Below are 22,527 nucleotides of genomic sequence, written 5' to 3'. Positions count from 1 at the left end.
GGAATTGAGCGGTTGCCGCAGGGCAACCCGCCCAAGCCTATCAGCAGGGCTCCCGATGACCCCCACCCTGGCGGGCGTCGGATGCCGCCCCTAGGGTGGGGGCATGAGCACCGACGAGAAGCCGGCGTCTGCGGCATCCGATGAGATGAAGCGAAAGTTCAAGGAAGCACTCGACAAGAAGAACGCGAACCACCGCCAGGGCGAGTCCCACATGGACGCCGACTCGGCGATCCACGGCACCCACGGCGCGGTCACCAAGCGCGAGTTCCGTCGCAAGAGCGGATAGGAGCAAGGTCATGGTCTTCGACCCGACGTTCCACGAGATCTCGAACGAGGCCGACGAGCTGCCCGATCTGGACGGCTCGGACGAGGCGCCTCCTCTGGAGGACGTCGAGGAAGACGAGCTGCCGCCGTACGGCGAGGAATGATCGCGAGACGGCCATGAGCGACTTCCGCGAGCGCATCCCCGACGACGAACGGGACGTGCCGGTCGACGACAGCGTGGAGTTCGAGCTGCCGCCGCCGACCCTCGATCCCCTCGAAGCGGTCGAGGAGGACGTCGACGACCTCGAGCTCGAGGAGCGCGAGGCGGCGATCGAAGCCGGCGAGATCAGCCCGGACGACTGAACGGGCGGGCGCGGGTCTCCCCCGCGCCCGCCCGTCCGTTCGCTCAGCGCGAGAGCAGTTCCTCGCGCTCGCGGACACGCCGCTCCTTGGCCTCCGCCTCGGTGATCGCGGCCTCTTCGAGCCCCTGCACGCCGACCGCCTCCGCCGAGGTCGACATCCCATCGTGGCCGTCGCCCGACAGCGTGGTCTCGTCGAACGGCAGGTCGCCGGCGAGCACGCGGCGCGCGCGGGCGGCGTCGAACTCCTTCGTCCACGTGCCGATCAGCACGGTCGCCACGGCGTTGCCGGTGAAGTTCGTGAGCGCGCGGCCCTCCGACATGAACCGGTCGATGCCGACGATCACCCCGACGCCGTTGACGAGATCCGGCCGGTAGGCCTGCAGGCCGCCCGCGAGCGTCGCCAGACCCGCACCCGTCACGCCCGCCGCGCCCTTCGACGCGATGATCATGAAGACGAGCAGGCCGATCTGCTGGCCGATCGACATCGGCGCGCCCATGCCGCTCGCGATGAACAGCGACGCCATCGTGAGGTAGATGGCGGTGCCGTCGAGGTTGAACGAGTAGCCGGTCGGGACGGTGATGCCCACCACGGGCTTCGAGACCCCGAGGTGCTCCATCTTCGCGATGAGTCGCGGCAGCGCCGACTCGGAGGACGACGTGCCGACGATCAGCAGGTACTCACGAGAGAGGTACTTGATGAGGCTGAAGATGTTCACGCGCGTCACGACGTACAGCAGGGTGCCGAGCACGGCGACGATGAACAGCACGCAGGTGATGTAGAACGCGATCATCAGCGTGCCGAGGGCCCAGATCGCGGCGATCCCGGTGTTGCCGACGACCGCGGCGATCGCGCCGAACGCCCCGATGGGCGCGAGCCACAGGATCATGCCGAGGATGCGGAAGACCAGCGCCTGCAGGTGCTTCACCGCGTTCATGATCGGGGCGCCCTTGTCGCCCATCTGCTGCAGTGCGAAGCCGACGAGGAGCGCGATGAAGAGCACCTGCAGCACGCTCTCGCCCGTGAACGCCGAGAAGAACGTGGTCGGGATGATGCCGAGGATGAACTCCTGCGTGGTCTTGGCCTCGGCGGTCGCCTCGTACGTCGCGTTGGCCATGTTCAGGCCTTCCCCCGGGTGCAGCAGGTTGCCCACGACCAGGCCGATCGCCAGCGCGAACGTCGACATCACCATGAAGTACAGCAGCGCCAGCCCGCCGATCTTCCCGACGGTGGCCGCCTTCGCGATCGAGCCGACGCCCACCACGATCGTGCAGAAGATGATCGGCGCGATCATCATCTTGATGAGGGCGACGAAACCCTCGCCGAGCGGCTTGAGTGCGACGCCGACCTCGGGCCAGACCAGCCCGACGATCGCCCCGAGGACGACGGCGGCGATGACGGAGAGGTAGAGCCAGGTGTGCTTGTCCCACGCCTGCTTGCCGCGTCTCCAGTTGAAGCCGGGGAGTGTGAACGACGTGGTGCGTGTCGAGAGAGCCATCATTGCCTCCTGCGGGATGAACAGCGGTGTTTCCGCGGCGCCGCTCGAAGTGCGGCGTGACCACAGCGTGCGCGCCGCTGCGTCGCGCCGCGATTTGCGGTCGTATTGGTCGCGGCCCAGGGCTCCCTCTTCGCACCCGTCACCGGCGAGGATGGATGCGGCGGCATCGACGAGGAGAGCCATGTCAACGCGGACGGAGCAGGGCAGCGCGGCATCGCGCGTGTTCGTCGTCGTCGCCGTGTCCGCCGCCGTGATCGTGGCAGCACTGGCCGCCGTGCTCGTGCTGGACGCGGAGCGGTCGGAGCGCGACGAAGCGGCAGAGGTGACGCGCGCGGTCGCGTCGTCCCTCGCGTCGCTGCCGGAGGTCGCCGAGTCCCTCGACGCGCCGGACCCTTCCGGGACCCTGCAGCCGCTCGCCGCGGACGTCATGGCGCGGACGGGGCTCGACTTCGTCACGATCATGACCTCGGACGGCATCCGCGTCAGCCACCGCGACCCCGCGGAGATCGGCCGGCACTATCTCGGCACGATCCCGAGCACGCCGGAGGTCTTCACCGAGGAGTTCACCGGCACGCTGGGCCCTTCAGTGCGGACGATCGTGCCGGTGACCGCGGACGGCGATCTCGTCGGCTGGGTCTCGGTCGGCGTCACGATCGGCAGCATCTGGTCGAAGATCCTGCCGCGACTGCCCTTCGTCGTGTCGATCGCGCTCGCGCTCCTCGCCGCGGGCCTGGTCGGCGCGTGGCTCGCCCGCCGTACCACGCGGCGCGTCGCAGGCGACCTGCCCACCGGCACGATCCGCGACGCCGTCGCCTCGTACGAGTCGGTGCGCACGCTCGGCGAGGCCCTGCGCGCGCAGACGCACGAGCACGGCAACCGCATGCACACCGCGGTGTCGCTGCTCGAGCTCGGCCGCACCGGCGAGGCGATCGAGATCCTGACCGAGACCTCGCGGCAGAGTCAGGAGCTCGTCGACCAGGTCGCCGCGCGGCGCGGCGGCGACCCCACGGTGGGCGCGCTGCTGCTCGGGAAGGCCGCCCAGGCGCGGGAACGCGGCATCGAATGGTCCGCCGAGATCGACCCGGAGGCGCCGCGCAGCGTCCTCTCGCCCGTCGACGCCGTCTCGGTGGTGGGGAATCTCATCGACAACGCGATGGATGCTGCGGCCGCCGCCGACGCGCCGCGATGGGTGCGCGTCACGTTCGGCAGGACGTCCGCCTCCCCCGCGGCCCTGCGGCTGGAGGTGTCGGACAGCGGCTCGGGCGTGCCCCCGGACCTGCGCGATCGCATCTACGAGCACGGGTTCTCCACGAAGCCCGGCGGCGCGGAGGGGCGCGGGGTGGGGCTGGCGCTCGTTCGCTCGATCGTCGCGAGCGCCGGCGGCGAGATCGAGCTGCGCGACGCGCCGACCTCGTTCGTCGTGACCCTCCCCGCGAGGAAGACATGATCCGCGTCCTGCTCGTCGACGACGACGCCCTCACGCTCGAGCTGCATCGCGACTATCTCGCGCGTCTCGACGACTTCGAGGCCGTCGCGGAGTGCACCGGTGCGCGCGCTGCGATCGACGCGGTGCTGGAGCGCGGCGACGAGATCGACCTCGTGCTGCTGGACGTCACGATGCCCGACGGCACCGGCCTGGATGTGCTGCGGCACGTGCGGGCACGCGGCGCAGCCGTGGACGTCATCGCGATCACGGGAGTCCGCGACGCGGACGTGGTGCGGCAGATGGTGTCGCTCGGCGTCGCGCAGTACCTCGTGAAGCCGTTCACCTTCGCGGTCTTCCGCGAGCGACTCGAGCAGTACCGCGAGTTCCGGCGGCGCGCGGCGCAGGCCGCGGGCGCGCCGACGCAGGCCGAGATCGATGCGCTCCTCGGGGCGCTGCGACCCGCCACCCCGGTCGCGCTGCCGAAGGGGCTCTCTGCCGACACGCTCGCCCGCATCAGCGACGAGGTGCGCGCGCGGGGGCCGGTCTCGGCAGCGGAGGCGGCGGAGCGGCTGGGCATGTCGCGCGTGGCCGCGCGCCGCTACCTCGAGCATCTCGTGGCCGAGGGTCGCGTGCATCGCGCCGCCCGCTACGGCACGCGCGGCCGGCCGGAGTCCGAATACGCGTGGGCGCAGCATCCGTTCGCTCCGTAGGCGAATCGTCACCCACTGTCTCTCGTCGGGGGGTTTCGGTGGTGCGCCCGCGGGGAATAGGGTCGCGGCGTAGCGGACCGATCACCGGGCGCCCGGGCGGGGAATCCGGAGCGTCTGAGCCGTCGACGCGCACCTGCGCGGCCGGTCCGCAGCGATGGAGGATGCATGTACCAGGACGAGGCGCTCCAGCCCACCTTCACCCGAGCCGGCGAGGCGACGACCGCGAGGTACAACGTCATCCCCGACGGGGAGATGCTGCCCGAGACGGCGTACCGCATCATCCGAGACCAGACCATGCTCGACGGCAACGCGCGGCTGAACCTCGCGACGTTCGTCGGCACCTGGATGGACGACCACGCCAACCGGCTCGCTGTCGACTCCGCCGACAAGAACATGATCGACAAGGACGAGTATCCGGCCACGGCCGCCATCGAGGAGTGCTGCTGGCGCATCCTCGGCGACCTGTGGAACGTGCCCGACAACGACGACGTCATCGGGACGTCCACCATCGGCTCGTCGGAGGCGTGCATGCTCGGCGGCCTCGCGCTCAAGCGTCGGTGGCAGCACGCCCGACGCGCCGCGGGGAAGTCGACGGAGAAGCCGAACCTCATCATGAGCTCCGCGGTCCAGGTGTGCTGGGAGAAGTTCTGCAACTACTTCGACGTCGAGATGCGCCTGATCCCGGTGACCGAGGAGCACCCGCTCATGGACGGCACAGGACTCGAGGACTACGTCGACGAGAACACGATCGGCGTCGTCGCGATCGTCGGCGTCACGTACACCGGCGCGTACGAGCCGGTGAAGGCCATCGCCGCGAAGCTCGACGAGATCCAGGCCAAGACGGGGCTCGACATCCCGATGCACGTCGACGGCGCCTCGGGCGCCATGATCGCGCCGTTCCTGCAGCCCGACCTCGAGTGGGACTTCCGGGTCGAGCGCGTGCAGTCGATCAACACCTCGGGTCACAAGTACGGACTCGTGTATCCGGGCGTGGGATGGGTCGTATGGCGCAACGCCGCGGCGCTGCCCGACGATCTCGTCTTCAAGGTGAGCTACCTGGGCGGTTCGATGCCCACCTTCGCGCTCAACTTCTCGCGGCCCGGCACGCAGGTGCTCCTGCAGTACTTCCGGTTCCTTCGCCTCGGCCGCGCCGGCTACACCGCGATCCAGCAGGCATCGCAGGATGTCGCCGTGTATCTCTCGTCGGCGGTCGCCGAACTCGACGCGTTCGAGCTGCTCAGCGACGGCACCGACATCCCCGTGTTCGCCTGGCGGCTCACGCCCGGCTACACCGACAAATGGACGCTGTACCACCTGTCGGAGCGGCTGCGGATCAAGGGGTGGCTCGTCCCCGCGTATCCGCTCTCGGGCGAGCTGTCGGATCAGACGGTGATGCGCATCGTGTGCCGCAACGGGCTCAGCCGGGATCTCGCGGAGGAGCTCATGAAGGACATCCGCAGCGAGACGGAGTTCCTCGACTCGCTCGACAGTCCCATGCCCCATCCCGGCATCGGTCCCAGCTTCCACCATTGAGCGCGCGACGAGCGGTCGATCCGTCCGCGCGGCGGATCCGGCGCCTCCGGAGGGAGTCCTGGGGATTCGCGGTCGGCTCGGCGCTGTTCTTCATCGGCGTGCTGCCGCCGTATGCCGCGTGGGCCGGTCCGGTCGGCGCGAACGTGACGTTCTTCGCCGGATCGATCTTCTTCACCACGGCAGGACTCATCCAGCTGCTGCTGAGCGGACGCCGGACGCCTGACGCCCGCATGAACCGGGCGGATCGCGCGGACTGGTGGGCGGCGGCGATCCAGTTCGCCGGAACCCTCCTGTTCAACGTGTCGACCGGCGCCGCCCTGATCGCCGCGATCACGGATCCGGACTATGTGGGAGCCGGGTGGCGGCCCGACGCATGGGGCTCGGCGGCCTTCCTCGTGTCGAGCGTGCTGGCGGTGGTCGCGACGAAGGAACGGGGAACGCTGTGGGACCGCGACGCTCGGACGTGGCATGGCACCGGCCTCAACCTCCTGGGATCGATCGCCTTCGGCGTGTCGGCGGTCGCGGCGTTCGTCGTGCCGTCCACGGGCGAGCTGATGAGCCCCCTGTGGGCGAATCTCGGCACGGGCGTCGGCGCGCTCTGCTTCTTCGCGGCGGCGCTCCTGGCGCGCCGGACGATCGGCGAGGCGGACTGAGCGGAGAGGTCAGCCCGCATTCACACGGGCGGGAACGTCGCCCGCGCCGCCGATGAGCACATAGTCGGCGTGCTTGGCCATGAGCCCGTCGCCGGCCGTGCGCCCGTGCAGACGCCGCCACACCCACGGGAGCGCGTCGCGGCGCAGCCAGGTGCCGGGGAGCACCGGGTCGGCGTCGGCGTGCAGACTCGCGTCGAGCTCGCCGAGCGCCTCGGCGTCGGGGACGCCCAGCGCCTCCGCCGCGCGGTAGGCCAGGTAGCGGTGTCCGCGCGGACGCAGGTGGACCTTGTCGTCCGCCCACAGGTCGAGGTCGCCGATCGCCGGGAGTCCCCGCGCGTCGACGTACGCATCGGTGTCGAGCAGCACCGCCCCGGTGGCGGCGGCGATGCGCCGGAGCTCCGACGAGAACACGGCGAACCGGCGGGCGAACAGCCGTGCGGGGCGCCGGCTCGGGAGGAACGGCGTCACGAGCAGCACGTCGACGCCTGCGGAGCGCAGCGTCCTCACGGCCTGTTCGAGTTCACCGGCGACGGCGACCGGGTCCACCCGGCGCCCGACGAGGTCGTTGGCACCGACGAGGATCGACACCAGCTCCGGACGCAGGGCGAGCGCCTGAGGGACCTGCTCGGCCACGACCTGCCGAACCCGGCGGCTGCGCACGGCGAGGTTCGCGTAGCGGAACTGCTCGCCGCCGCGTCCGGCATGCGCGAGCAGCTGTGCCAGCCGGTCGGCCCAGCCGCGGTACTGGCCGGCCGGCATGCGCGACGCGTCGCAGAGGCCCTCCGTGATCGAGTCGCCGAGCGCGACGAACCGCGACCACGACCGCCGCGGCGCGGGCGTCGGCACCTCCGGCCGGGTCGCCGCACGCTGGGGCTGCGCGTCGTCGATGGGACGCAGCATCCGTGCCTCGTCGTAGTGCTCGATCAGACGGCTGCAGACCGCATCCCAGGTGCGCTCGCGCACCGACTCGCGTGCCGCCGCGGCGAAGGCGCGGCGCTTGCCGTCGTCGCCGACGAGGTCGGCCACCCGCGCCCGCAGGTCGCCGAGGTCGCCCGGGCGGTAGAGCCAGCCGTCGACGCTGGAACGCACCAGGTCGACGGGGCCGCCGACGCCGGTCGCCACGACGGGCACGCCGCTGGCGAGGGCCTCCTGGATCGTCTGGCCGAACGTCTCGCTCTCGCCGGGATGCACGAAGACGTCGAAGCTCGCGAGCGCCTCGGCGAGCGCGGGCCCGGTGAGGTGCCCGGTGAAGACGGCCTCGGGCAGCGCTCGTTCGAGTGCGGGGCGCGCGGGTCCGTCGCCGACGATGACGAGACGGCTGCCGGCGAGCCCGGAGAGCGCCGCGAGGTCCTCGACCTGCTTCTCGGGTGCGAGGCGGCCGACGTAGCCGACGATCGCCTCTCCCGGCGCGATGCGGGCGCGCCAGTGGTCGCTGCGCCGCTCGGGGCCGAAGCGTTCGACGTCGACGCCGCGTCCCCACCGGCGGAGGCGGTCCACGCCGAGCTCCTCGAGCTGCTGCAGCGACGCAGTCGACGGCGCCAGCGTCAGGGTCGCCCGCCGGTGCAGGCGCCCGACGTGCCGCCCGACGAGCGCGGCGGCCTGCGGCATGCCGTACTTCTCGGCGTAGGCGACGACATCGGTCTGGTAGACGGCGACGGCGGGAACGCGCAGAGCGTCTGCGGCAGCGAGTCCCTGCCAGCCGAGCACGAAGGGCGACGCCAGGTGCACGACGTCGGGCCGGAATTCGCGCAGGATGGCCGTCAGCCGCGCGGCGCGCGCGAACACCACGCGCACCTCCGGATACGACGGCAGGGGCGCAGAGCGCAGCAGCGCCGTGCGGGCGCCGTGGAGATCGGTGGTGATCTCACCGGCGCGCGGTGCGATGACGAGCGTCTCGTGTCCTTCGGCGGCGAGATGCCGGAGGACGTGGAGCACCGACCCCGTCACCCCGTTCATGTGGGGCAGGAACGATTCGGCGAGCAGTGCGACTCTCACGCCTCCAGCGTGACGGGACGGGCGGGGACGGATGCCGCGAACCGGCCTCCGCGCGGAAGAGTTCACCGGATGCACCGCGGCGGGTCACCGGACGTGCCCCGTTCGGTCGCCGTTCACCGCGGGCGGCTACCAAGGAAGCATGGTCGAGGACCTGCTCACCACCGTGGCGGCGAGCGCGTGGGCGCTGCCGCTGCTGTTCGTGCTCGTCCTGGGCGACGCGTTCCTCGTGGTGATCCCCGGCGAGGCCGCCGTCACCGCGCTGGGCGCGCTCGCAGTGTCGCAGGGAGAGCCCGCGCTGGCCGCGATCGTGCTCGTGGCCGCAGCGGCCGCGCTCACGGGCGACGTCGCCTGCTACATCCTCGGCCGCACGATCGGCCTCCACCGCTGGCGCTGGATGCGCGCCTCCCGGGCGCAGAGCGCGTTCGCGTGGGCGCGAATGCGCCTGGAGCGCCGTGCGGCGCTCGTGCTGTTCACCGCGCGGTTCATGCCGTTCGCCCGGCTCGCGGTCAACCTGACCGCGGGCGCGACCCGGCTGCCCGCGCCGCGCTACCTCGCTGTGGCCGGTCTCGCCGCGCTCGCGTGGGCGATCTACCAGGCCCTGGTCGGAGCGGTCGTCGCGACGCTCGTGCCCGGCGGTGCTGTCGTGGCGGTGGTCGTCTCGGTCGCGTTCGCCGTCGGGCTCGGACTGGCGATCGACGCGGTGCTCGCGCGCCGCCTCGGCGCCCGGAGGGCATCCGAGGGTGAGTGAGCCGGAGCATCGCGCGATGTCGCCCGCCGGGACCATGATGGGCCTGTGGCAGACGTGACAGACGTGACCTCGGACGCATACGACGACGACTTCCTCGGCATCCCGCTCCCGCTCCCCCGTCCCGAGGACGGCCGCGAGGTGCGCGAGCTGACCTACCCGCGGTTCACCGTGCTCCAAGACCCCAGGCGGCGGTTCGCCGTCGTGACCGCCGTGAACATCGACGGCTCGTCGCTGCAGGACCTGCCCCGGACCGGCGACTGGGAGCTCGATCCGCGGATCCCCGCCGCAGAGCAGGCGGGGCCGGCCGTCTACGCCTCGAACGACCTCGACCGCGGGCACCTCGTGCGCCGCCGGGATCCGGGCTGGGGCTCCGAGGCCGAAGCACGCAGGGCGACCGAGGCGACGTTCACGTACCCCAACGCGGCGCCGCAGGCGAGCGGGTTCAATCAGTCGAAGGAGCTGTGGCTGGGGCTCGAGGACCACGTCCTCGACTTCGCCGACACGACCGACGAGCGGATCAGCGTCTTCACCGCGCCGGTGCTGGCCGAGGACGACCCGCCGTACCGCGGCATCCGCGTCCCGCGCCGGTTCTTCAAGGTCGCCGCGTGGACGACACCCGACGACGAGGGGTTGCCGCGACTCGCGGCCGCGGGATTCGTGCTCGATCAGTCGGAGCTCGTGGATCTGAGCCAGGGCGTGCTCGACGTGCCCACCCTCGGCGCCTTCCGCACGTTCCAGGTCCGGGTCGCCGACATCGAGGAGATGTCCGGCGTGGACCTGGGCGATCTGGTGGACGCCGACGTGCTCGCGAAGACGACGGTGCGCGGAGGAGACGGGTGGCGTCCCCTCCGCGCACCGGAGGATGTCGTTCTCGGCTGAGGCCTACTCCCCCGCGAGGCCGCCGAGCAGGTGGCCGAACGAGCGCCCCTCGCCGAGGTAGTTGGCGGGGTCGAACGGGTCGGAGTCGGTGGCCGGCTCACGACGCGCGATCGCCTCGGCGAGCTCGCGCGCGCCGCGGTCGATGCGCTCGCCGAGCGGCGCGACGCTGTCGGCCGACGCGCCCCAGTCGCTCGACGCCGCGAACACACCGGTCGAGACGGGCTCGGCGTGCAGGTACGTGAACAGCGGCCGGATCGCGTAGTCGATCGCGAGCGAGTGACGGGCCGTGCCCGCGTTCGCACCGATCAGCACGGGCTTGCCGGTGAGCGCGTCGGGGTCGAGCACGTCGATGAACGACTTGAAGAGCCCCGAGTAGCTCGTCGAGAAGATCGGCGTGACCGCGATGACCGCGTCGGCCGAGACGACCGCGTTGATCACTGATTCGAGGGCAGGCGGCGCGAACCCGGTGAGGAGGTTGTTCGTGATGTCGTGCGCGTAGTCGCGCAGTTCGAACACGTCGGTCTCGATCTCGATCCCGCGCTCGGAGAGCTGCTTCGCCGTCGCAGCGGCGAGCCGGTCGGCGAGCATGCGGGTGGACGACGGGTTCGACAGTCCGGCCGAGATCACCGCGATGCGGCGAGCCGCGCGCGAAGCGCCTGCTTGGGCACCGGAGGTCATGTCACGCCTCCTTCCGGCCGAGGCCGAACGCGGCGCCCGCCGGCGCCGGGCTGTCCTGATACGGGCTCGCCCCCACGAGGTTGTCGCCGCGGTTCGCACCGGGGACCGCCTGGCGAGGCGCCTCGTCCCCGTACTTCGCGGCCACGAGGTTCGCGTGGGTCGGGGCATCCGGAACCTCCGCCGGACGGTTCTTCTGCAGCTCCTTGCGCAGCACCGGAACCACCTCGCCGCCCAGGATGTCGAGCTGCTCGAGCACGGTCTTCAGCGGCAGGCCGGCGTGGTCCATGAGGAACAGCTGGCGCTGGTAGTCGCCGTACGTCTCGCGCATCGCGGCGTAGCGATCGATCACCTGCTGAGGCGAGCCCACTGTCAGCGGCGTCATCTCGCTGAAGTCCTCGAGCGACGGGCCGTGGCCGTACACCGGGGCGTTGTCGAAGTACGGGCGGAACTGCTTCACCGCGTCCTGCGAGTTCGCCGCCATGAACACCTGCCCGCCGAGGCCGACGATCGCCTGCTCGGGCGTGCCGTGGCCGTAGTGCGCGAAGCGCTGGCGGTACAGCTGGATCAGGCGCTGGTAGTGCTCCTTGGGCCAGAAGATGTTGTTCGCGAAGAAGCCGTCGCCGTAGTACGCGGCCTGCTCGGCGATCTCGGGCGTGCGGATCGAGCCGTGCCACACGAAGGGCGCGACGCCGTCGAGCGGCCGCGGGGTCGACGTGAAGCCCTGCAGCGGTGTGCGGAACTGGCCCTCCCAGTCCACGACGTCCTCCCGCCAGAGGCGGTGCAGCAGGTTGTAGCTCTCGATCGCGAGGGGCAGGCCCTGGCGGATGTCCTTGCCGAACCACGGGTAGACCGGGCCGGTGTTGCCGCGGCCGAGCATGAGGTCGGCACGGCCGTCCGACACGTGCTGCAGCATCGCGTAGTCCTCGGCGATCTTCACCGGGTCGTTCGTGGTGATGAGCGTCGTGGCCGTGGACAGGATGAGGCGCTCGGTCTGCGCCGCGATGTAGGCGAGGGTCGTGGTCGGCGACGACGACCAGAACGGCGGGTTGTGGTGCTCACCGAGGGCGAAGACGTCGAGTCCCACCTCCTCGGCGTGCTGGGCGATCCTCAGGGTCGCCTTGATCCGCTCCGCCTCACTGGGCGTGGTGCCGTCGGTCGGGTCCTGGGTGATGTCGCTCACCGTGAAGATTCCGAACTGCATACCCGACCACGTGGTGCTCTCGCTCACGATCGCTTCTCCGCTCTTTCGCCGTGCGGGTTCTCCGTCGTGCGAATCCATGCAAATGAATGTATCTCGTGCAACGTGTGCGGACCAAGATTATTCCGAAACGGATGCCGCGACTCCTGCGACCGCTTCACAGCACCTCAGTCGAACCGCAGCCGATCGACGGCGGCCTGGATCGCGACGGCCGCGGCACCGCGCGCCCACGCGGTGAATCCGGAGTCGTCCACGAAGAGCTGGACGGGCTGAGCCCGAGGATCCCGGCTCGCGGAGATCGCGGCGCGCACCCGGTCCTCGACGATGGGGAACAGCCCTATGCCGTCGCCCGCGAGCACCGCTGCGCTCTGGAACGTCAGGTTGGCCGCCAGCGCGATGAAACGGCCGAGCGCATCGGCCGCGGCGTCGACCACCGCGACCGCGGCCGGCTCACCGGCGACGGCCAGCCCGAGCACGTCGTCATAGGTGACCGTGCGCTGCAGCGCCGCCGACACCTGCGCGGCGATCGATCCCGACGTCAGCATCGCCTGCGAGCACCCGCGGTGGCCCTCCTGGCAGAGCGGGCCGTTGTCACTGAGCGGGATGTGTCCACCGAGACCGAGACCTGCCTCCGCGGAGTGCACCACCTCGCCGGCGACGACGAGCCCGTAGCCGACGCCCACCCCGATCGTCAGGACGACGAACCCCGGGATGCCGCGACCGAGGCCGAACCAGCGCTCGGCCTCGGTGAGCGCGATGAGGTCGTTCTCCAGGGCCACGGGGACGCCGAGCTCACGCTCCAGGATCGACGCGAACGCCACGTCCTCCCACTCGAGGAACGGGGCGTAGCGCACCACGCCGCCGTCGACCGCGCCGCCGAGCGCCACGCCGACGCCGACGAGGGTGTCGTCCGCCATCGCACCGAGCGTTCGCGCGATGACCTCGGCGACCTCCTCGGGTCGATGCGAGTCGAGCGGGATCGTCCGTTGGGCGAGCAGCCCGGCACGGACGTCGGTCTTCACCGCATGGATGGCGTCACCGGTGATCTTGACACCCGCGAACCCCCCGAGATCAGGGGCGACATCGAGGGGCCGCACCGGTCGCCCCACCGTCCCGTCGGAGAGGTCGTCCAGCTCGACGAGGTAGCCGCGGTCGAGGAACGGCTTGGCGAGCCGGGTGAGACTCGCCGGCGACAGGCCGAGGCGGTTCGTGAGCGCACTGCGGGCGATCGGGCCATGGATGAGCACCGCCCGTGCGAGCGCGCGTTCGCTGTCGGTCAGCATCGTCGATGAGCTCCCCTCGCCCTGCGGCAATGGTTTCATTCTGGCACGAATAGCTCCCAACAATCCTCCCCGCGGCGACATTCGCGCGCTCTTGCGGGCTTTATTACTTTCGTGCTAAAACTAACTCCATGCACAGCACCGACCGGATGCTCGACGCCGAGCACACCGCCCCCGCTCCCGAGCACGGCGTGCTCCACCTCACCCGTGGAGGAACCAGCGTCGTCGTCGACCTGGACGCGCCACCCGCGCCGGCGATCGTGCACTGGGGTGCGGCGCTCGCCGGCTCGACGCCCGACACCCTCAAGGCCCTCGCGGTCGCCGCACGCGGGCAGCGGGTCTCGGGCGGCCTCGATGCGACGCCGGCCCTGACGCTCGTGCCCACGGGCGCCGAAGGGTGGTTCGCCGCGCCGGGACTCGAAGGTCACCGCGACGGCTCCGGTGTCAGCATCCGTCTCTCCCTCGCCGATGTCCAGGCCGGCGAGCACCGCGCGAGCCTCGCCCTCGCCGACGCCGAGGCGGGTGTCGCCGTTCGGGTCGACCTGCGCATCGGCCCCGCCGGTCTGTTCCACCAGCGTGTGACGGTGCGCAACGCCGGCGCGACGCCGTACACGCTGCAGACCGCGCAGCCCACGTTCCCCCTCCCCTGGGACGCCACCGAGGTGTTCGACACCACTGGTCACCACCTCCGCGAGCGGTCGCCGCAGCGAAGCGGGCTCGGCATCGGCGCCCACGTCCGTGAGAGCCGGCGCGGGCGCACCGGCGCCGACTCCACGATCCTCCTGGCTGCCGGCCGGCCCGGGTTCGGCTTCGAACGGGGCCGGGTCCACGGCATCCACGTGGCCTGGAGCGGCAACCACCGCGTGCTGGCCGAGCGCACCACCACGGGCGACGCCTTCCTCTCGGGCGGCGAGCTGCTCCTGCCGGGTGAGGTCGTCCTGCATCCCGGTGCGGCGTACAGCTCACCCTGGGTCGTCGGCTCGTGGGGCGACGGCCTGACCGAGCTGTCCGCGCGGTTCCACGACGAGTGGCGCGCCCGTCCCCAGCACCCGCGTCGCCCCCGCCCGGTGACCCTGAACACCTGGGAGGCGGTCTACTTCGACCACTCGCTCGATCGGCTCACCGCACTCGCCGATGCCGCAGCATCCGTCGGTGTCGAGCGTTTCGTCCTCGACGACGGGTGGTTCGAGGGCCGACGCGACGACACCGCGGGACTCGGCGACTGGACGGTCGACCGCGATGTCTGGCCGAAGGGCCTTCACCCGCTCGCCGACCACGTGCGCAGACTCGGCATGGAATTCGGCCTCTGGGTCGAGCCCGAGATGGTCAACCCCGACAGCGACCTCGCGCGGCAGCACCCCGACTGGATCCTGCGCGGACGGATGTCGCTGCCGCCGTCCGCTCGCCAGCAGCAGGTCGTCGATCTCTCCCAGCCCGAGGCGTACGCCCACATCGCCGGGCGTCTTCACGCCCTCCTCGACGAGTATCCGATCGCCTACCTCAAGTGGGATCACAACCGCGATCTCGTGGACGCGGCGAGCGGGCCCGCCGGGAGTGCCCGGGTGCACGCGCACACCCTCGCCGTCTATCGGCTGATCGACGAGCTGAAGGCGGCGCACCCGGGCCTCGAGATCGAGAGCTGCGCCTCCGGCGGCGCGCGAGTCGATCTCGGCATCCTGGATCGCACCGATCGCGTGTGGACCAGCGACAGCCTGGATCCGCTCGAGCGGCTCGACAATCAGAAGCACACCGGCATCGTGGTGCCGCCCGAGATGCTCGGCATGCACCTGACGAGTCCCGTCGTCCATTCCTCGGGCCGGACGGTCTCGGTCGGCCTGAGCGGCGCGGTCGCCCTGCTCGGCCACTTCGGCATCGAATGGGATCTGACGACCCTCGACGACGCCGGTCGTTCCGAGATCGCGGAGTGGGTCGCGCTGGCCAGACGCCTGCGGCCGCTGATCGCGTCGGGGCGCGTCATCCACGTCGACGGCACCGATCCCGGGATCGACGTGCGCGGGATCGTGGCGCGGGATGCTGCATCCGCGGTCTTCACGGTCGTCCAGACCGCGACCAGCGCGGCGTACCCCCCAGGACGCATCCGGATGCCGGGACTCGACCCCGCCAAGACCTACCGGCTCCGCGTGGTGACGCGCGACGGCGACGATGCCGGGCAGTCCCCGCTCGAGTGGGCCCAGTCCGACACCGCGCTGACCGGACTGCAGCTGGCCGAAGTGGGCGTGCGCCCACCCGTGCAGCGTCCGCAGCAGGCCATGGTCGTCGAGCTCACCGCCGAGAACTGAACACTCCCCACCCCCAACGCGCAAGGAGGCGCACGATGAGAACCACTCACCGACGATGGATCCGGCCGCTCGCGGTCGTCGCCGTCGCCGCGACGGCCGCCGTACTCGGCGGCTGCGCCCAGAATCCCTCGGACGGCGTGACGACCCTGAACTTCTTCCAGTTCAAAGGCGAGGCGCTCGAGGACTTCAACGAGATCATCGCGGACTTCGAGGCCGAGAACCCCGACATCGACGTCGTGCAGAACCAGGTCGCCGACGCCGACACGGTGATCCGGACGCTCCTCGTCAAGGATCGCGTGCCCGACGTGATCACCCTCAACGCCAACGGCAACTTCGGAAGGCTGGCGCAGGCGGGCGTCTTCCACGACTTCACCGGCGACCCGATCCTCGAGACCATCAATCCCGCGGTTCAGGAGATCCTGGCGGATCTCGGGACCTACGGCGACGAGGTCAACGGGCTGGGCTACGTCAACAATGCCAACGGCATCATCTACAACCAGGACATCTTCGAGGAGCAGGGGCTCGCGGTGCCCGAGACGTGGGACGAGCTCATCGCCGTGTGCGATGCGCTGGTGGATGCCGGCATCCAGCCCTTCTACGGGACGCTGGCCGATTCGTGGACGGGCATCCCGTCGTGGAATGCGCTGGGCGCATATCCGTCGCAGGGCGATTTCTGGGACCGCATGCGCGCAGAGGGCGAGAACGTCGGACCCGACTCGGAGGTGTCGTTCCAGAAGGACTTCCCCGAGGCCATGGAGCGGCAGTACCAGCTGTACTCGTACATGCAGGACGGGTATCGCGGAAAGACCTACGACGATGGCAACGCCGCGTTCGCGAACGGCGAGTCCGCGATGCTCCTGCAGGGGATCTGGGCGACCAATCCGATCAAGCAGGTGAACCCCGACATCCGCATGGGGATCTTCCCGTACCCGACGGACGAGGCCGGCGAGAGCCTGCTCGTGTCGGGTGTGGACGTCGTGTTCACGATGGGCAAGAACGGCGCCAAGGAAGAGGCCGCCCAGCGCTTCATCGACTACGTCTTCCAGCCCGAGGTGATCGAGGCGTTCGCCGCCTCGCAGAACATGGTCCCCTCGGTCGAGGGGGCGAAGCTCAGCGACGACCCGGCCCTCCAGTCCGTGCGGCCGTACTTCGAGGAGCAGCGGATCACCGGCTTCATCGACCACCAGATCCCGCCCGCGATCCCGCTCGTCCCGACCGACCAGCAGTTCCTGTTCGACGGAGATGCCGAGACCGCCCTCAAGACCCTCGACAGCGAGTGGGCCAAGGTGGCCGCCCGCACGATCCCCGTGACGGAGGAGTGACATGACGACCCTGACCCAGGCGGTCCGCTCCAGCTCGACGAGCGACGCCGGAAAGCGCGCGTCGCGCGTGCGCACCGAGACCAGACGCGCCCTTCCCGCCTACTACTGGATGGTGTGGCCCGCGGTGATCGCGTTCGCGGCCTTCCACACCGTGCCGGTGCTCGTCGGCATCTTCTTCAGCTTCACCAACTACGCCGGTTACGGTGCCTGGAACTTCGTGGGGCTGTCGAACTACATCAACCTGTTCCGGGACGACCGCGTGCTGCAGGCCTACGGGTTCTCGTTCCTGTTCGCGATCGTGGCGACGATCCTGACCAACGCGTTCTCGCTTGCGATCGCGCTCGGGCTCAACGCGAAGATCCGTGCACGGAACTTCTTCCGCGGGGTGTACTTCGTCCCCTACATCCTCTCCATCCTGGTGATCGGCTACGTCTTCCAGTTCCTGTTCTCCAACTCGCTGCCGAAGATCCTGTCCGGCATCCCCTTGATCGCCGACAACATCCTCACGAACGAGACCTGGGCCTGGACGGCGATCGTGACGCTGGCCGTGTGGCAGGCGTGCGCGTTCGCGATCATCATCTACCTGTCCGGGCTGCAGACGATCCCCGCGGAGCTCTACGAGGCGTCCGCGCTCGACGGCGCCTCGCCCTGGCGTCAGTTCCGGTCGATCACGTTCCCGCTCATCGGAGCGTTCTTCACGATCAACGTCGTGCTGAGCCTCAAGGGATTCCTGCAGGTCTTCGACCCGATCGTCGCGCTGACCAACGGCGGACCGGGCACGTCGACCGAATCGGTGACGCTGCTCATCTTCCGGGGCGGCTTCTCGGGCGGCGAGTTCGCCTACCAGACGGCCAACGCGGTGATCTTCTTCATCGTGATCACGGTCGTCTCGCTCTTCCAATTCCGGGTCCTTCAGCGCAGAGAGGCCGATTTCTGATGACCAGCATGACCAACACCGCGTCGCAGCTCGAGCAGGAGGTCGACGCCGTCACCGCGAACGACCGACGCAAGCGCCGCGGCGAGCCCGACGACGACACGCGCAAGATCAACTGGTGGGCCACCGCGCTCATCGCGGTGTGCTCGCTCACCGTGCTGATCCCGCTCTATCTCGCGGTCGTCGTCGCGCTGAAGACGCCCGGCCAGCTCGCAGAGGGCACCGGCTTCGAGATCCCGAATCCGATCCGCTGGGAGAACTTCGCCGACGCCTGGGTGAGGACGAGCTTCCCGCAGGCGCTGCTGAACACGGCGATCATCACGGTCGGGGCAGTCGGCTTCACGCTGCTGACGAGCTCGATCGTGGCGTATGCGCTCGCGCGCAACATCCACCGGCCGTTCTTCAAGGGCGTGTTCTTCTACCTGCTGGCGGCCCTGTTCATCCCGTTCCCGATCATCATGCTGCCGCTGGTGAAGCAGACCTCGCTGCTCGGCCTCGACAACCAGGCCGGGATGATCCTCCTCTACACGATCTACGGGCTGTCGCTGAACATCTTCATCTACACCGCGTACATCCGGTCGATCCCGATCGAACTGGAGGAGGCGGCGAGGGTCGACGGGGCGGGCACGTGGCGCGTCTTCTGGCAGGTGATCTTCCCGCTGCTCATGCCGATGAACGCGACGGTCGGCATCCTCACGTGCGTGTGGGCGTGGAACGACTTCATCATGCCGCTCGTCGTGCTGACGGAACCGTCCGCACGCACGCTGCCGCTCGCACAGTGGGTGTTCCAGGGGCAGTTCAACACCGACTACACCGTGGCGTTCGCGTCGTACCTGATGGCCATGGCGCCGCTCCTGATCGTCTACATCTTCAGCCAGCGCTGGGTGATCTCGGGCGTCACGCGGGGCTCGATCAAGTGAGCGCGGGGACGGATGCTGCGGCCCGCAGCATCCGTTCCCCTCTACTGCGCGTCGGCGAAGAGCTGCAGCATGTCGCGCGCGAGCTGGTGCGGGGCGGTCTCGCACGGCGCGTGGCCGGTGGGGTAGGTCGCCACACGGGCGCCGATGCGCGCGGCGTACGCGTCGTGCTGCGCCTGGGGCCACAGGTCCTGGTCGCCCACAGCGATCAGCTTCGGGACGTCGACGGCGGCGACGGCATCCGCGAAGTCGGGCGTCGCCATCATGAGCCCCACCACATCGTCGATGCACGCCCGTCCCGTCACGCCGAGACGCTCGCGCACGAAGGCGATGCGCCCCGGAGGCGTGCGGTTGAGGTTGTAGCGGATGCCCCACAGGATGAGCCCCGCGGCGCGGTGCGGCGACATGTCGGAGATGGGACCGATGTGCTTCACGCCCCGGAACACCTGTCCTGTCGCCGGCGGGGCGGCCATGAGTGTGAGGCTGCGGAACAGCTCGGGGCGGGCGACGAGGGCGAGCTCGGTGACGAGGCCCGCGAAGCTGTAGCCGAGGACATGGGCGGGATCCCCGTCCTCGAGGATCGCGACGAGGTCGTCGACGAACAGCGGGTAGTCGTAGGAACCGCGCGGCGGGTCGAGGTGCTGCGGTCCGGCGTCGGCCGATTCGTAGTGCCCGGCGATGTCGTACGATTCGACCCGGCAGCCGGCGGCGGCCAGCAGCGGGAACAGCAGGACGAAGTCCTCTTTGGAGCCCGCCACGCCGGGGACGAGCACGACCCTCGGTGCGTCGCGGTCGCCCAGGCGCACGCGCGCGAGACCGCCGCTGGGAGCGTGGAACACGTCGCGCTCGGTGCCGGTCGGGAAGACCCGCCAGTCGAGGTCGCCAATGGCCTGGTCGCGCTGCAGCGCGTCGTCGATCGTCGTCATCGCGCCTGCGAGACTACGCCCGGGGAAGGCCGTCGAGCTCGTCCTGGCGCGGCGCGTAGTCGATGTGGCCGCCGTCGGCGTCGAACGCCTGCACCGGCCGGTGCGCCGACCACGCCTCCCAGCCCGGATCGCCGTCGACCACGAACGACACCCACGCCCGGTGCATCGCCTCGGCGAGCGCCTGCGGTCCGTCGGGACCGCCGATGCCGATCGCATCGGGCTCGGCGAGCCGATCGAACACGAAGCCCAGCTCCATGACGTGCGCGGCGCCGAGCCCGTCGACGGGGCTCCGCCACCGGAACTCGTACACCCACGTGGGCGAGTCCGCCGACCCGACCCGGCTGTCGGCGAACCGCGTGATCGGGCCGCGCAGCAGGATGTCGCCGATGACCTCGCCCAGCACCTCCCCCGGCTTCGCGTCGGGCCGGCGCGCGCGGTGCGCGCGGACGATGCGTGCAGGCACGCGCGCGGCGAGCCGCGCGAGGGTGACCGTGAGCCAGCTCGCCTTGTCGACCGCTCCGGACGGGACCAGCCACAGCCGATACTCCTCGCTGGTCGAGCCGACGAGCACCGGGATGCCCCGGCCGGCGCCGTCGAGCAGCGCATCGAGCGGGTTCAGTGGGACAGCCTCGCCTCCGATCGCCAACGCGACGGACGGACCGCCGCCGAGCGGCGAGCCGGCCGCGGCGAGTGCGGTCTGCTGCGCGACGAGCTCGTCGGCGGAGAGGGCCGAGAAGCCCGCACGGGTGGCGGGCGCCGCAAGGCGCTTGGCGATCTCCCGCGACATGCGGCCCGCCTTCTTGGGCGGCCGAGCCTCGAGCGGGCCGGACTGCAGGATCGCCCGGTCGAACAGCTCCTTCGCGTGCGGCAGAGCGAGGAGCGCCGCCAGCGTGTTGGCGCCGGCGGAGTGCCCCATCACGGTGACACGGGACGGGTCGCCGCCGAACGCCGCGATCTCGCGTCGCACCCAGCGAAGCGCAGCCTGCTGATCGAGCACGCCGAGGTTCTGCGGCACGTCGTCCAGCACCGCGAACCCCTCCTGACCGAGCCGGTACTGGACCGACACGAACACGAGGCCGTGTCGCGCGAACCGCTCGCCGTCGTACGTGGGCAGCGCGGCCGCGCCGCGCGTCAGCGCGCCGCCGTGCACGAACACCATCACCGGCAGGGCCGCGTCCGCGGAGCGGTCGGCGGGCGTCCACACGTTCACGGTGAGGATGTCGTCGCCGGGCACATCGACGGACGCCAGGTACTTCGCGATCGCCGGGCTGTACGGACGCTGCGGGGCGGTCGGGCCGAAGGTCGCGGCATCCCGCTCCCCCTCCCACGGCGACGCGGGCTCGGGGGCGCGGAAGCGGCGCTCGCCGACGGGCGGCGCGGCATAGGGGATGCCGAGGAAACGGTCCAGCCCGCCGTGGCGGGTGCCGCGCACCGCGCCGGCGCTCACCTGGACGACGGGCCGCGCAGTCGCCGAGCCCGTCGATCCGGCCTGGGGCGCAGCATCCGTCATCGTGAGTCCCTCCTGGCGCGCGACGTCGGCACGCTCGAACTCAGACTCAGCCAGCGTGGGACTCGGTGTCAAGCGAAAGCGGAGCACGGAACGCGCGGCTAGTCTGGTCTGCGCCCCGGCGAGAGGTGACGATGACCGGCAGCAGCGTTCCGCCCACGGCGACAACCCCCACAGGATCGATCGCCCGTCCGCGGCGGCGCACGCCCTTCTGGGACAACGCCCGCTTCGCGTGCATCGTGTTCGTGGTGCTCGGCCACGCGGTGCAGCGGCTCACGTACGACTCCGACATCGCGCTGGGGCTGTACCTGGTGATCTACGCGTTCCACATGCCGGCGTTCGCGATCATCTCGGGCTACTTCTCGAAGTCGGACGCCCCGACCAAGACCCAGATGGCGCGCGTGATCACCGACATCCTGGTGCCGTACATCGTGTTCGAGGGGCTGTGGACGCTGACGAAGTGGATCGTCGAGGGTCAGGCGAACCCGAACATCACGCAGCCCTCGTGGACGCTGTGGTTCCTGCTGGCGCTGGGCATCTTCCGCGTCGTGCTCCCGTACCTCGCGCTGCTGCGCTGGCCACTGCTGTGGACGGTCGTGATCTCGATCGGCGCCGGGTATCTCCCCAACATCGGCTCGACCTTCTCGCTGTCGCGCACCCTCGGGCTGCTGCCGTTCTTCACGCTCGGCTGGTGGCTGCGCGAGCACGACATCGTCGCGCGGCTGCGCCTGCTGGACCGCCGCCCCTGGTGGGTTCTCGTGGGAGGACTCGGCCTCTTCGCGGTCGCCGGATGGGCGGCGTGGTTCTTCGTCGACGAGTGGCGAGCGATGAACCTCCGCGAGTGGCTGTTCTACGACGAGAACTACGCGTCGATCGGCGGAACGCAGTGGTGGGCGGGCGGCGTGCGCCTCGCGCTCATGGCCGTCGCGGTCGTGCTGTCGACCGCGTTCTTCGCGCTCGTTCCGCGCGACTCGCACTGGTGGACGCACTTCGGCCAGTACACGATGTACGTCTATCTGCTCCACTCCTTCGTGCTCTACCCGTTCCGCGAGAACGGCCTGCTCCGCAATGCGGAGCCCACGTGGCTCTGGCTGCCGCTCGTGATCGTAGGATCCGTGCTCATCGCGCTGGGGCTCGCGACGAAACCCGTGCGCCGCGTCTTCCGCCCGCTCGTCGAGCCGCGGCCGGCATGGCTGTTCGCCGATCGCACCCTCGCCCGCCGCGAGGGGCGACGCAACGACCCCACCGGCTCGCGCCGCCCGCGGGAGCAGCCGCGCGTGCCGCGACCCGATCCTCGTCAGAACGGCTGACCTGATCCGCAAGCCCTGGCGATCAGGGGGTTGTGCCGCGCGCCATCGCACCATATGTTAACGGCGAATCACATTCGTCCTGGATGGAT

The 22,527-nt window shown here is 70.4% G+C and carries 21 protein-coding genes; 14 read left to right on the top strand and 7 right to left on the bottom strand.

Features of this window, described 5'->3' with window-relative positions; all coding sequences use genetic code 11:
• The first annotated feature begins 103 nt into the window (after positions 1-103).
• The 3 genes from ACFQ7C_RS16125 to ACFQ7C_RS16115 are packed head-to-tail and all read left to right on the top strand — an operon-like array spanning position 104 to position 627.
• Positions 104-286, top strand: a complete 183-nt coding sequence (locus tag ACFQ7C_RS16125) for a DUF5302 domain-containing protein (protein ID WP_109211870.1) — start codon at positions 104-106, stop codon at positions 284-286.
• A gap of 10 nt (positions 287-296) precedes the next feature.
• Entirely contained in the window at positions 297-428 is a 132-nt protein-coding gene (locus ACFQ7C_RS16120; protein ID WP_378903376.1) for a hypothetical protein, read from the top strand.
• A 13-nt stretch (positions 429-441) separates the two neighbouring features.
• The gene (locus ACFQ7C_RS16115; protein WP_378903373.1) at positions 442-627 is read left to right on the top strand and encodes a hypothetical protein; all 186 of its coding nucleotides are present in this window, start codon (positions 442-444) and stop codon (positions 625-627) included.
• A gap of 43 nt (positions 628-670) precedes the next feature.
• On the opposite strand, the gene ACFQ7C_RS16110 is transcribed toward ACFQ7C_RS16115, so the two are convergent.
• Complete coding sequence (locus tag ACFQ7C_RS16110; protein WP_378903370.1) at positions 671-2,122, bottom strand: cation:dicarboxylate symporter family transporter; 1,452 nt, start codon at positions 2,120-2,122, stop codon at positions 671-673.
• Between the two features lie 181 nt (positions 2,123-2,303).
• Here ACFQ7C_RS16110 and ACFQ7C_RS16105 point away from each other — a divergent pair, with 181 nt between their 5' ends.
• From ACFQ7C_RS16105 to ACFQ7C_RS16090, 4 genes are all read left to right on the top strand, one after another.
• Positions 2,304-3,569: an ATP-binding protein gene (locus ACFQ7C_RS16105; protein ID WP_378903367.1), complete on the top strand. Its 1,266-nt coding sequence runs from the start codon at positions 2,304-2,306 to the stop codon at positions 3,567-3,569.
• Complete coding sequence (locus ACFQ7C_RS16100) at positions 3,566-4,258, top strand: response regulator (RefSeq protein WP_378903364.1); 693 nt, start codon at positions 3,566-3,568, stop codon at positions 4,256-4,258. The genes ACFQ7C_RS16105 and ACFQ7C_RS16100 overlap by 4 nt, the downstream gene beginning before the upstream one ends.
• Before the next feature lie 165 nt (positions 4,259-4,423).
• Positions 4,424-5,791, top strand: coding sequence for a glutamate decarboxylase (locus tag ACFQ7C_RS16095; RefSeq protein ID WP_378903361.1), 1,368 nt, complete (start codon positions 4,424-4,426; stop codon positions 5,789-5,791).
• Positions 5,788-6,444, top strand: a complete 657-nt coding sequence (locus ACFQ7C_RS16090; RefSeq protein WP_378903358.1) for a hypothetical protein — start codon at positions 5,788-5,790, stop codon at positions 6,442-6,444. Before ACFQ7C_RS16095 ends, ACFQ7C_RS16090 begins: the two co-directional genes overlap by 4 nt.
• A gap of 9 nt (positions 6,445-6,453) precedes the next feature.
• Here ACFQ7C_RS16090 and ACFQ7C_RS16085 read toward each other — a convergent pair whose 3' ends face one another.
• Positions 6,454-8,439 carry a glycosyltransferase gene (locus ACFQ7C_RS16085; RefSeq protein WP_378903356.1) on the bottom strand — a complete coding sequence of 662 codons (1,986 nt, stop codon included), beginning with the start codon at positions 8,437-8,439 and terminating at the stop codon, positions 6,454-6,456.
• A gap of 139 nt (positions 8,440-8,578) precedes the next feature.
• On the opposite strand from ACFQ7C_RS16085, the gene ACFQ7C_RS16080 reads away from it, so the two are divergent.
• On the top strand, positions 8,579-9,187 hold the full coding sequence (locus ACFQ7C_RS16080) for a DedA family protein (protein WP_378903354.1): 609 nt from the start codon (positions 8,579-8,581) through the stop codon (positions 9,185-9,187).
• Positions 9,188-9,232: 45 nt separating this feature from the next.
• Positions 9,233-10,066, top strand: coding sequence for a DNA/RNA non-specific endonuclease (locus ACFQ7C_RS16075; protein ID WP_378903352.1), 834 nt, complete (start codon positions 9,233-9,235; stop codon positions 10,064-10,066).
• A gap of 3 nt (positions 10,067-10,069) precedes the next feature.
• Here ACFQ7C_RS16075 and ACFQ7C_RS16070 read toward each other — a convergent pair whose 3' ends face one another.
• The 3 genes from ACFQ7C_RS16070 to ACFQ7C_RS16060 form a co-directional block, all read right to left on the bottom strand.
• Positions 10,070-10,744, bottom strand: coding sequence for an FMN reductase (locus ACFQ7C_RS16070; RefSeq protein ID WP_378903349.1), 675 nt, complete (start codon positions 10,742-10,744; stop codon positions 10,070-10,072).
• Position 10,745: 1 nt separating this feature from the next.
• Entirely contained in the window at positions 10,746-11,945 is a 1,200-nt protein-coding gene (locus ACFQ7C_RS16065; RefSeq protein ID WP_378903558.1) for an LLM class flavin-dependent oxidoreductase, read from the bottom strand.
• 164 nt (positions 11,946-12,109) lie between these two features.
• Positions 12,110-13,225 (bottom strand): ROK family protein, encoded by a 1,116-nt coding sequence (locus ACFQ7C_RS16060; RefSeq protein WP_378903346.1) that lies wholly within the window; start codon positions 13,223-13,225, stop codon positions 12,110-12,112.
• A 128-nt stretch (positions 13,226-13,353) separates the two neighbouring features.
• On the opposite strand from ACFQ7C_RS16060, the gene ACFQ7C_RS16055 reads away from it, so the two are divergent.
• Genes ACFQ7C_RS16055 through ACFQ7C_RS16040 form a run of 4 tightly spaced genes read left to right on the top strand, consistent with a single transcriptional unit; the run spans position 13,354 to position 18,698 of the window.
• Positions 13,354-15,522 carry an alpha-galactosidase gene (locus tag ACFQ7C_RS16055; RefSeq protein WP_378903343.1) on the top strand — a complete coding sequence of 723 codons (2,169 nt, stop codon included), beginning with the start codon at positions 13,354-13,356 and terminating at the stop codon, positions 15,520-15,522.
• A 35-nt stretch (positions 15,523-15,557) separates the two neighbouring features.
• Positions 15,558-16,844 (top strand): ABC transporter substrate-binding protein, encoded by a 1,287-nt coding sequence (locus ACFQ7C_RS16050; protein WP_378903340.1) that lies wholly within the window; start codon positions 15,558-15,560, stop codon positions 16,842-16,844.
• A gap of 1 nt (position 16,845) precedes the next feature.
• Positions 16,846-17,781, top strand: coding sequence for a carbohydrate ABC transporter permease (locus ACFQ7C_RS16045; protein WP_378903337.1), 936 nt, complete (start codon positions 16,846-16,848; stop codon positions 17,779-17,781).
• Positions 17,781-18,698, top strand: coding sequence for a carbohydrate ABC transporter permease (locus ACFQ7C_RS16040; RefSeq protein WP_378903334.1), 918 nt, complete (start codon positions 17,781-17,783; stop codon positions 18,696-18,698). The genes ACFQ7C_RS16045 and ACFQ7C_RS16040 overlap by 1 nt, the downstream gene beginning before the upstream one ends.
• Positions 18,699-18,739: 41 nt before the next feature.
• Here ACFQ7C_RS16040 and ACFQ7C_RS16035 read toward each other — a convergent pair whose 3' ends face one another.
• Both ACFQ7C_RS16035 and ACFQ7C_RS16030 read right to left on the bottom strand, forming a co-directional pair.
• Positions 18,740-19,621 (bottom strand): alpha/beta fold hydrolase, encoded by an 882-nt coding sequence (locus ACFQ7C_RS16035; protein WP_378903331.1) that lies wholly within the window; start codon positions 19,619-19,621, stop codon positions 18,740-18,742.
• 13 nt (positions 19,622-19,634) lie between these two features.
• Positions 19,635-21,203 carry a carboxylesterase/lipase family protein gene (locus tag ACFQ7C_RS16030; protein ID WP_378903328.1) on the bottom strand — a complete coding sequence of 523 codons (1,569 nt, stop codon included), beginning with the start codon at positions 21,201-21,203 and terminating at the stop codon, positions 19,635-19,637.
• 59 nt (positions 21,204-21,262) lie between these two features.
• Between ACFQ7C_RS16030 and ACFQ7C_RS16025 the strand changes: the two genes are divergently transcribed.
• Positions 21,263-22,438 (top strand): acyltransferase family protein, encoded by a 1,176-nt coding sequence (locus tag ACFQ7C_RS16025; RefSeq protein ID WP_378903325.1) that lies wholly within the window; start codon positions 21,263-21,265, stop codon positions 22,436-22,438.
• The last annotated feature ends 89 nt before the right edge of the window (positions 22,439-22,527 follow it).

The sequence above is a fragment of the Microbacterium sp. NPDC056569 genome (assembly GCF_042793475.1).
GTDB lineage: Bacteria > Actinomycetota > Actinomycetes > Actinomycetales > Microbacteriaceae > Microbacterium.
This window is presented reverse-complemented; position numbering and strand designations above follow the sequence as displayed.